The organism is Polaromonas sp. P1_G2, assembly GCF_056405515.1.
This window is the reverse complement of sequence record NZ_JBFUBY010000216.1, coordinates 1-7,078: the sequence shown is the minus strand read 5'-3', so window position 1 is coordinate 7,078 and position 7,078 is coordinate 1. Positions and strand designations below refer to the sequence as shown.

The following is a 7,078-nucleotide window of genomic DNA, read 5'->3' as shown; positions in this document are numbered from 1 at the left end:
GCAGCGCGGTGGCCAGGCCGATGCCGCTGTTGCCGCCGGTGACGAGCACGGTTTTGTTGTCAAAGCGTTTTGCGGTGGAAAGTGGGGAGGTCGTTTGCGTGGTCATTTCAGTGTCCTGTTCGAGTGAGTTGATAAAAACTTCCGGGTCGGCCTGTGTGGTTCGTCTGCCGATGTGTCCAATGTATGGTTTATGTTCTATGAGAAGAAGGTTTGAAAAGTGTTTTAATCATTCAGGTTTTATGAACGTCAGGGATCGAAGGAACCGCCATGGACCGTTTGCGTGCCTTTGAAGTGTTTGCCGCCGTCGTGGGGCGCGGCAGTTTCACGYGCGCGGCCGATGCGCTGGACACCTCGCCGGCCAACGTCACGCGCTACATCAACGAACTCGAGGCGCACCTCGGCACACGCCTGCTCAACCGCAGCTCCCGCAAGCTCTCGCTGACCGAAAGTGGCGAGGCGCTGTACGAGCGCAGCAAGTCCATCCTCGAGGAGGTCGCCGACGCCGAGGCGCTGGCCTCGTCGGCCACCCTGCAGCCGCGCGGGCGCCTGCGCATCAACGCGCCCGTGAGCTTCGGCATACGCCAGCTGGCGCCGCTGTGGCCGCGCTTCATGCAAAGCTACCCGGACGTGGAGCTCGACATCGCGCTCAGCGATCGCGTGGTCGACATCGTGGAAGAGGGTTACGACCTCGCCATCCGCATCTCGCGCACCGGCCCTGCCACCCATGCGGCGCGCAAGCTGGCCACCTCCTGCAACATCGTCTGCGCCGCGCCTGCCTACCTCCAACAGCATGGCACGCCGCGGGTGCCCGCCGACCTCGCGGCGCACCGCTGCCTGGGCTACACCTATGCCGCCACCGCCAACGAATGGCATTTCGTGGATGAACAGGCGCGCCCGCACCAGGTCAGGGTCAACTACGTCATGCATGCCAACAACGGCGACACGGCGCGCGAGGCAGCCCTGGCCGGGCAGGGCATCATCTGGCAGCCGGCCTTCCTGGTCGGCGACGACCTGCGTGCGGGGCGCCTGCTGCCGCTGCTGCCGGGCTACAGCATGCCCGACATCGACGTGCTGGCCGTCTATCCCAGCCGCCGCCACCTGAGCGCCAAGGTCCGCGTGATGGTGGATTTCCTGGCCGAGGCCTTCAAGGCCGGGCCGGCCTGGTATGTGCCGCCCGAGGCGGCTGCCGCGGCGCCCGCGCGCCGTCGCCGCGTAAAATGACCGCTTTGGCACAGCCGCCCGGTGCGGCCTGGCCTTCCCGGCGCCTCCACAGGCGCCGTGCTTTTGCCCTCAACCCACTTCTATGCTTACTTTCCAGCAAATCATCTTGAAGCTGCAGTCCTACTGGGCCGACCAGGGCTGCGCGCTGCTGCAGCCCTATGACATGGAGGTCGGCGCCGGCACCTCGCACACCGCGACCTTTCTGCGGGCGCTGGGCCCCGAGCCCTGGAAGGCCGCTTATGTGCAGCCCAGCCGCCGCCCCAAGGACGGCCGCTACGGCGAGAACCCGAATCGCCTGCAGCACTATTACCAGTACCAGGTCGTGCTCAAGCCCGCGCCCGCCAACATCCTGGAGCTTTACCTCGGCTCGCTCGAGGCCCTGGGCTTTGACCTGAAGAAAAACGACATCCGCTTCGTCGAGGACGATTGGGAAAACCCCACGCTGGGCGCCTGGGGCCTGGGCTGGGAAGTCTGGCTCAACGGCATGGAAGTCACGCAGTTCACCTACTTCCAGCAGGTCGGCGGCATCGACTGCAAACCCGCGACCGGCGAAATCACCTACGGCCTGGAGCGCCTGGCCATGTACCTGCAGGGCGTGGACAACGTCTACAACCTGGTCTGGACCGAAGGCGCCGACGGCTCGAAACTGAGCTACGGCGACGTCTACAAACAAAACGAGGTCGAGCAGTCCACCTACAACTTCGAGCACAGCGACGCCGATTTCCTGTTCACCGCCTTCACGGCGCATGAAAAGCAGGCCAAGCACCTGATCGAGGTGCAGCTGGCCCTGCCAGCCTACGAGCAGGTGCTCAAGGCCGCGCACAGCTTCAACCTGCTGGACGCGCGCGGCGCCATCAGCGTGACCGAACGCGCCGCCTACATAGGCCGCATCCGCAACCTGGCCCGCGCCGTGGCGCAAAGTTATTACGAAAGCCGCGAACGCCTGGGCTTCCCGATGGCGCCGCGCGAGTGGGTCGAGCAGATGCCCAAGAAGGCCGCCTGAGGTTTCACGCAGCACGCCGCACCACCCGATGCCCACCATCTTTTCCCATATTGCCGTCCCCATTGCCGCCGCGGTGGCGATGGGCAGCAAGCGGATACCGCCCACCATGCTACTGGCGGGCATGGTCGCGGCCATTCTTCCCGACTTTGACGGCGTCGCTTTCAAGCTCGGCATCCATTACGGCGGTATCTGGGGGCATCGCGGCTTCACCCATACCCTGGGCTTTGCGCTGCTTACGGGCTTGATCGGCTGGTGGCTGGCAAGGCATTGGAAACTGCCGCCGTGGCAAGGCTATGCATGGGTAGCGCTTTGCATGTTTTCGCATCCTGTGCTGGATACCCTGACCAACGGCGGCGTGGCGATCCCGCTCTACTGGCCGTTTTCCGAGCAGCGGTTTTTCAGCCCCTGGCGGCCCGTCGAGGTGTCGCCGGTCTCCTTTTCCCGATTTTTCACGCAGCGCGGCGCCGACGTGTTGCTCAACGAGGTCAAAACCATCTGGCTCCCGCTGATGGCCGCAGCCCTGGCAATTTTTGCGCTCCGACATTCCCGAAAAAACCAATGAACGGTTCTCAAAATATTCTTGTTGAACTGTTTGTCGAGGAGCCGCTGCTCAAGGCCGCTCACAGCTGCAACTTGCTGCTCGCGTGTGGCGCCATCGGTGTGACGGGCCATGCGCCCTGCATTGGCCGTATCCGCAACCTGGCGCAAAGTGGTTACTTCGCGCCGCGTCGACGGGTAGAACAGATGCCGACGAAGGCCGCCTGACCCATGAAGTCAATACTGTTGACAAGCGCAACGCTGGCGGGGCTTGCCATGCTCGGTGCCGCCGTGCCTTCTGCTGCACAGCCGCAGGTGCAATCTCCGGTGCAACTCGATGCCAAGCCCAATCGGCAGGCGCAGTACGAAATGGCTCTGGGACACATGCGCACCGGGAAGGCTCAAGCATGCCGGGGCGACCTTGCATTGTTGCGTTATCCGTATGAGGCGGGTTACCGGCATGCGCGGAATGCCGCAGGACGTAATGTAGAAGAAGCGCCGGCGGATGCCCGCCGAAAGGATTTGTTGCAAGCCATCGTCAAGCTCCCTGTGAGCCTGGTTCGGCCCGGTGGCGCTCGTGATGCGGCGCCCGATGAGGCTGGCGCCGCGACAGCCCGGCAGGCGGCGCGGGCATCTTTTACTTCTGCGGTTGCGATCCTCGAAAAGCTGCTCGCTGGCGATCCCGGGCAGGCCGCGTGGCAGCGTGATCTGGCGATGTCGTATTCGCGCCTGGCTGAAGTGTCAGGTGTGTGGGCCACAAGCCGCGATCTGCACCAAAAATCCGTCGACCTGCAAAAAGGCCTTGTCGCGAAAGATTACGCCAACAGTGCGTGGCGGCATGACCTTGCGGACCTGTACCGGGGCCTGGGCTCCGTGCAATTCGGCATGGGTGGAGAAAAACCGGCACGCGCCGCCAAAATCGCCGAACTCGAACTGCGAGAAAAGCTGGCCGAGGAGGCGCCCTCCAACGCCGCACTGCAGCATGAACTTGCGCTGAACTACGACCGATTGGGCGAGATGTTCCACATCGTCGTCAACGTCAGCCAGGCGCGCGACGCGTACCAGGCTGGCTTTGAAATCCACAAGAAGCTGGTGCAACGTGACCCCGCCAACCTCGTGTGGCAACGCGATCTGGCGCACAACCGCGCCAGCGCTGGTGTGTTTGAAAGCAACAAGGGTAAAAGCGACGTTGGCGCCCAGTTGCTGCGGGAGGCCTTGCGGTTGCGTACGGCCATAGTGGAGCGTGATCCCGCCAGTATCGACGCCCAGATGGATCTGCGCAGCAGCTACCTGCAGATCGCCGACGATCACCTCAACGCCGGGCGAACTGACGCCGCCGTGGCGGTTTATGGTGACGCACTCCAACACATGCAACGCCTGGCGGTGGCACATCCCACCGACCCCGGCTGGCTGTATTACCAGCTAGAGTTCCAGTTTCGCATCGGCGAGGCGATCCAGGACGAAATCCGGCCGCGATTAGGCACCCGCGTTGCGCCACCGCCCGAGCAGGTCGCGCGCGTAACCGCGCAGACCGAGAAAATTGGTCAGTCGATGCTTGCGACCGCGCGTGCGCTGGTTGGCATGAGCGCTACCTCCGAAACCACCCGAATCTACGAAACCGCGCAGGCACCCCGCTTGTGCACAATCTCACTATGACAACCCAAAGCCTGCTTGTTGAACTGTTTGTTGAAGAGCTGCCCCCGAAGGCGCTGAATAAGCTGGGCGATGCCTTTGCCGGCGTGCTGTTCGAGCAACTCAAAGCCCAGGGCCTCACGGCAGCTGATTCGATGCTCACCGCATTTGCCTCTCCGCGCCGGCTGGCCGCGCGTGTCACCGCGGTTGCGGCCCAGGCCGCCGACAAAGCTGTTTCGCAAAAACTCATGCCGGTGGCGGTGGGGCTGGACGCGTCGGGCAATGCCACGCCCGCACTGCTCAAGAAATTGCAGGCGCTGGGTGCCGATGCATCGGCCGTGGCCGGCCTCAAGCGCGCGCCCGACGGTAAGGCCGAGGCGCTGTTTTACGACAGCATTGTGAAGGGCGCGACGCTGGCCGAGGGCTTGCAAAAAGCCTTGCTTGAAGCCATCGCCAAACTGCCGATTCCCAAGGTCATGACCTACCAGCTGGCCGACGGCTGGAGCGACGTGAAGTTTGTGCGCCCGGCCCATGGCCTGGTCGCGCTGCACGGCAGCGACGTGGTGGCCATCGAGGCGCTGGGCCTGAAGGCCGGCAACAGCACCCACGGCCACCGCTTTGAAGCGGCGGTGGATCCTGTCGTGCTGAAAGACGCCGACAGCTACGCCGCCACGCTGCAAAAAGACGGCGCGGTGATCGCCGGCTTCGCCGAACGCAAAGCCGAGATCGCCAGCCAGCTGGCGGCTGCCGCGGCCAAGGTCGGCGGCGGCGTGAAGGCGATTGAAGACGACGCGCTGCTCGACGAGGTGACCGCACTGGTCGAGCGCCCCAACGTGCTGGTCTGCGAGTTCGAGAAGGAATTCCTGGGCGTGCCGCAGGAATGCCTGATCCTCACGATGAAGGCCAACCAGAAGTACTTCCCGCTGCTCGACGCCGCAGGCAAGCTCACCAACAAGTTTCTGGTCGTCAGCAACATCAGTCCCGCTGATGCGAGCGCGGTGATCGGCGGCAACGAGCGTGTCGTGCGCCCGCGCCTGGCCGACGCCAAATTCTTCTTCGACCAGGACCGCAAGAAGACCCTGGCCTCGCGCGTCGCCGGGCTGGACAAAGTGGTGTATCACAACAAGCTGGGCACGCAGGGCGAGCGCACGCAGCGCGTGCGCGCGATAGCCGAGGCTATCGCCAACCGCATCGACGTTGGACGGGTTGCCGACGTGCAGCGCGCCGCCGAACTCGCCAAGACCGACCTGGTGACCGACATGGTCGGAGAGTTCCCCGAGCTGCAGGGCACCATGGGCCGCTACTACGCGCTCAATGACGGCCTTGGCGCCGACGTGGCCGATGCGATCGAAGACCATTACAAGCCGCGCTTTGCCGGCGACGAGCTGCCGCGCAACAGCGTGGGTGTGATTGTCGCGCTGGCCGACAAGCTCGAAACCCTGGTCGGCATGTTCGGCATCGGCAACCTGCCGACCGGCGACAAGGACCCGTTCGCGCTGCGCCGCCATGCACTCGGCGTGATCCGCATGCTGGTCGAGAAAGACCTGCCACTTGGACTGGCCGAACTGGTCGAAAGCGCCCAGCCGGTGTTCGGCGACAAGATCCAGGATGCCTCCGCCGCGCTGGTCGACTTCATCTACGACCGCCTCGCCGGCTCCCTGCGCGAGCAAGGCTACAGCGCACAGGAGGTCGATGCCGTGCTCGCGCTCAAGCCCCAGCGCCTGGGCGACGTCGCCAAGCGCCTGGCGGCCGTGCGCGCCTTTGCCGCATTGCCTGAAGCCCCTGCTCTGGCAGCGGCCAACAAGCGTGTCGGTAACATCCTGAAAAAGGCTGAAGGCGCGGTCGAGGCTGCCATCAAGCCTGAACTGCTGCAGGAAGCCGCCGAGAAATCCCTCGCCGACGCATTGAAGACCGTCGGCCCCAAAGCCGAAGCCGCTTTTACCTCCGGCGATTACGCCGCCTCGCTGCAGGCGCTGGCCGCCCTGAAAGCGCCTGTCGACGCTTTCTTCGACGGCGTGATGGTCAATGCCGAAGACCCGACGCTGCGCGCGAACCGGCTGGGGCTGCTGGCAACGCTGCACCAGGCCATGAACCGCGTGGCCGACCTCTCCAAACTGGCAACATGAGCCCCCACGCTCCGCACTTCGTGTCGTCGCTGCCCCCCGAGGGGGCTGGCCGGCCTTGGGGCGGCCCGGCGTCCGGCCGCTCTTTTTGGTAAGGTAAAACACCATGAAACTCGTCAYCCTCGACCGCGACGGCACCATCAATAGCGACAGCGACGACTTCGTCAAATCGCCGGACGAATGGCTGCCGCTGCCCGGTTCGCTGGAGGCGATCGCGCGGCTCAACCATGCGGGCTGGCATGTGGTGATCGCGTCCAACCAGTCGGGGCTGGGGCGCGGCCTGTTCGACGTGGCCTCGCTCAACGCCATGCACGCCAAGATGCACAAGATGCTGGCCGCCGTCGGCGGCCGCATCGACGCGGTGTTCTACTGCCCGCACAGCCCCGAGGAAAGCTGCATCTGCCGCAAGCCCTTGCCCGGCCTGTTCGAGCAGATAGGCGCGCGCTTCGGCGTGCAACTGGCGGGCGTGCCCACGGTCGGTGATTCGCTGCGCGACCTGCAGGCCGGCGCCGCGGCCGGCTGCGAGCCGCACCTGGTGCTTACGGGCAAGTCGGCCCAGTAC

7 protein-coding genes are annotated in these 7,078 nt (G+C 64.7%); all 7 read left to right on the top strand.

What is annotated here, in order from left to right; all coding sequences use genetic code 11:
* Nucleotides 1-267: 267 nt before the first annotated feature.
* The gene (locus tag AC1D0P_RS18870; protein WP_477678159.1) at nucleotides 268-1,221 is read left to right on the top strand and encodes a LysR family transcriptional regulator; all 954 of its coding nucleotides are present in this window, start codon (nucleotides 268-270) and stop codon (nucleotides 1,219-1,221) included.
* Between the two features lie 82 nt (nucleotides 1,222-1,303).
* Nucleotides 1,304-2,224: a glycine--tRNA ligase subunit alpha gene (gene glyQ, locus AC1D0P_RS18865; RefSeq protein WP_477678158.1), complete on the top strand. Its 921-nt coding sequence runs from the start codon at nucleotides 1,304-1,306 to the stop codon at nucleotides 2,222-2,224.
* Nucleotides 2,225-2,252: 28 nt separating this feature from the next.
* The gene (locus AC1D0P_RS18860; RefSeq protein WP_477678157.1) at nucleotides 2,253-2,786 is read left to right on the top strand and encodes a metal-dependent hydrolase; all 534 of its coding nucleotides are present in this window, start codon (nucleotides 2,253-2,255) and stop codon (nucleotides 2,784-2,786) included.
* Nucleotides 2,783-2,989 (top strand): hypothetical protein, encoded by a 207-nt coding sequence (locus AC1D0P_RS18855; protein WP_477678156.1) that lies wholly within the window; start codon nucleotides 2,783-2,785, stop codon nucleotides 2,987-2,989. Before AC1D0P_RS18860 ends, AC1D0P_RS18855 begins: the two co-directional genes overlap by 4 nt.
* Nucleotides 2,990-2,992: 3 nt before the next feature.
* Entirely contained in the window at nucleotides 2,993-4,417 is a 1,425-nt protein-coding gene (locus AC1D0P_RS18850) for a tetratricopeptide repeat protein (RefSeq protein WP_477678155.1), read from the top strand.
* Complete coding sequence (glyS, locus tag AC1D0P_RS18845; RefSeq protein WP_477678154.1) at nucleotides 4,414-6,519, top strand: glycine--tRNA ligase subunit beta; 2,106 nt, start codon at nucleotides 4,414-4,416, stop codon at nucleotides 6,517-6,519. Before AC1D0P_RS18850 ends, glyS begins: the two co-directional genes overlap by 4 nt.
* Before the next feature lie 103 nt (nucleotides 6,520-6,622).
* Nucleotides 6,623-7,078, top strand: a 456-nt coding sequence (gene gmhB, locus AC1D0P_RS18840) for a D-glycero-beta-D-manno-heptose 1,7-bisphosphate 7-phosphatase (protein WP_477678153.1), incomplete at its 3' end; no start/stop codon positions are given.